Genomic DNA, 2,636 nt, shown 5'->3' with positions numbered 1-2,636 from the left:
CTGCGGCCTCCCCGGGGGTCCCCCCGGCCCTCCACGCGGGGGTAGACCACGGGCCGGTGGGACTGGCCCGTCCGACCGGGCGTCCTCGGCCGGCGCCCGATCGTCGAACCGGGCGCCGCCCCGGCACCCCACATGAGGGCGACCGCCGGCTGCACCCTGCGGCGCACCGTTTGGCCCGCCGCCTCCCCGGCATCCGGACCGTCCGCAGGCTCGCCGAACCTGGGCGGCCGGTCTCCGCAGCGGGCCGCCCCGCCCCTCGCCGGACCGTTCGCCCACCCGCCGACGCCGCTGGGAGGTGGCCGGTTTCCGGCCCCACACGTCATGTGGTGAGGCATGATCCCGGTGTGAGCATGTGGTGGACGAGGCGCAGGGATGATCTGCTGGCCCAACTGGTGCCCCTGCTGGTGTACTTCGGCGCCGACAAGCTGGAGGATCCCGGCATCGGCGAGCTCGCCGACACCGTGCTTGTCCTGGCGGGGGAGTACCGGGCGAGCGGGCACGGCGAACCGATCCGTACCACCGCCGTCCTCCTGCAGGAGGCAGCCGCCGAACTGCAGAGCGCCGACCGCTTCCGCGCCACCCTGCTGCCCGTCGTCTGCCGCCACCTGCGCCGCGCCGCCGCCCTGCTGGTGCGGGCCCGCACCGACTCCGAGGCATCGGTTCCGGCCGGCGGGCGGCGTGCCCGCGCCAGGGCGCCCTGGTAGCCGTCCCCTGCGGCGAGACCGCTGGGTCAGTGCCGTGCTGTTGCCCGGACGGTGCTGACAGGGTGCCGTGCGGACATGCAGGTGGCTCCCGGGCAGGCAATGAGGAAGCCCGGGAGCCGGGTTGATCTTCTCACCCCGGTCCGCGTGGGTAGGGCAGCAGGGCGCCCGGAGCGCTTGTTCGAGTGTCGAGGCGAAGCAGCGATCAGGGTGTCGGCGCTGGCGCTGCTCTCGTGCTCACTCATCGAGAACCTCCGCGTCCGGCGGGATCCAGGGGAAGTGGGCCCAGCCGGGTTCTGAGTGGCAGTCTAGGTCGAAGGCGAGGACCGCGTCGATGAAGGCCTGCGGTGGCTGGTAGCCGTGGTCCAGCACGTAGTGCCCGATCAGCCGTGGGGCCGCGAAGGCGGTCCCCTGCTCTGCCGGCACGCGGATTTCTCCGTTCCCGCTGCATGCGCGGACGTGGCCGGGCCGCCGCCAGGTCTGCTCGTCTGTCGGGGCGAGGTCCGGGCAGAGGTCGCAGTCGTGATGGCCGAGGCACTCGTTGACGGCCTGGACCGCGAGGAGGGCCTGGAGCTTCCCGGCGAAGGCCGCTGGGACGTCTCCGGCGGTCCAGGGCTCTCTCGTGTCGAGCCAGCCGATGTTGATCCGCTCGTAGGGGGCCTTGAAGCTGACGAAGCGGTAGCCGGTTGTCAGATCGGTGAAGGTGTCCCGGCCGTGGTCGAGGTAGCTGTAGGGCGTGAGGTCTGGATAGAACACCAGCGCATGATGTCACCGGCGTTGCTCGGGCAGGCGGACGACCTTGGTCGCCTTTTCGAAGTGCGGTGTTGGCCGCCACGCCGCGTCGGGTTATCCGGCTGCTGGGCGCCCTACGGTCCACAGGCCTCCGGGACTGCGGACGAAGGCGCCGTACGGGCTCACCTCCCGCCTGAGTCGGGTGGCCGGGATCCGGTGGCCGCCGCGGGCGAGTCCCGAAGCTCTCCCGGGGCCAGAGGCTCTCCGCACCGGGCGAGGTAGCGGGCGGCCAGCTGCTCCTCGTTCGGGAAGGCCGGCGCTTCCACCACGATGAGCGAGTCACCGAGACTGGCGTGTTCCAGCAGCGCGGTGCGGCCCTGCTCCAGCAGCGGCTGCCCGACCACAGGCAGGCGGGTGAGGTGCTGTCGCCGGTCGGGGCCGCGCAGGTATCCGCGGTTGTAGCAGAACCACAGCATGGCGCTCACGGCGGCGGCCGACCGGACGGCAGAACGGCTGCCCGGTGCGCCCATGCAATCCGGGTGGCCGGCCAGGGTGCGCCGGTGAAGGTCCCCGGCCGGCCCACATGGCTTCGCTCGCCGGTTGCGTCGGGCGGGCCTCGCGCACCGCGGCCGCGGGCCGCAGGTCGCCCCGTCACCGGGGTCGTCCGGAAACAACCGGTGCCGGCGCGATCGAACCGGCGGATCCAAACGCGTGGGACCGCGTCTGCCGGGACCGGTGTTCCTTCCGGGCCGTGCCGGGCACGGCCCGGGGCCGGCACGGCCCGAGCGGGTGGCGGTGCTCATCCGGGCTGTCGCGCTGAATCAGCGGGTGATCTGGTTCCGGTCGGCCGGATGCCGGGCACTGTCTCGGCCGACCTGGTCGCCATTGCCCGCAACCGGGCGAGGACGGCCGCGCAGGAGGCGCGCCGACCGATTTCTGGTGACGCGGAGATCGTCGGCGCCGTGGTGACACCCGCTGTCCTCACTGCCCGGCACGATCGTGCCTTCAATCTGGGGGCGGCAGGGCAGTCGGCTGCGGCGGCCGGGTTGTTCGCCAGTTTGGTGGAGGATTGTGCTCGGGTGTTGGGTGTGGACCACCCTGACACCCTTACCGGTGGTTTGTTGACATGGGGTCAGGTCGGCAGTATCGGTGAGGAGAGACTTCTTCGGGGGTGCTGTCATGACCGCTCGCGTGCCGTGTCCG

3 protein-coding genes and 1 pseudogene are annotated in these 2,636 nt (G+C 72.3%); 2 read left to right on the top strand and 2 right to left on the bottom strand.

Annotation, left to right across the window (positions count from 1 at the left end; genetic code table 11):
- Positions 1-344 precede the first annotated feature (344 nt).
- Positions 345-704 carry a hypothetical protein gene (locus tag ACWEQL_RS42115; protein WP_452156860.1) on the top strand — a complete coding sequence of 120 codons (360 nt, stop codon included), beginning with the start codon at positions 345-347 and terminating at the stop codon, positions 702-704.
- A 234-nt stretch (positions 705-938) separates the two neighbouring features.
- Here the strand turns inward: ACWEQL_RS42115 and ACWEQL_RS42110 are convergent, their stop codons facing one another.
- Entirely contained in the window at positions 939-1,457 is a 519-nt protein-coding gene (locus tag ACWEQL_RS42110) for a DUF7919 family protein (RefSeq protein ID WP_452156858.1), read from the bottom strand.
- Between the two features lie 158 nt (positions 1,458-1,615).
- The gene (locus ACWEQL_RS42105) at positions 1,616-1,918 is read right to left on the bottom strand and encodes a hypothetical protein (RefSeq protein ID WP_452156856.1); all 303 of its coding nucleotides are present in this window, start codon (positions 1,916-1,918) and stop codon (positions 1,616-1,618) included.
- Positions 1,919-2,284: 366 nt separating this feature from the next.
- On the opposite strand from ACWEQL_RS42105, the pseudogene ACWEQL_RS42100 reads away from it, so the two are divergent.
- Positions 2,285-2,636 (top strand): annotated as a pseudogene (locus ACWEQL_RS42100) (hypothetical protein); the annotation flags it as partial.

This window comes from Kitasatospora sp. NPDC004240, assembly GCF_053603215.1.
The sequence above is the reverse complement of the archived record's forward strand: the minus strand, read 5'-3'. Positions and strand labels throughout refer to the sequence as shown.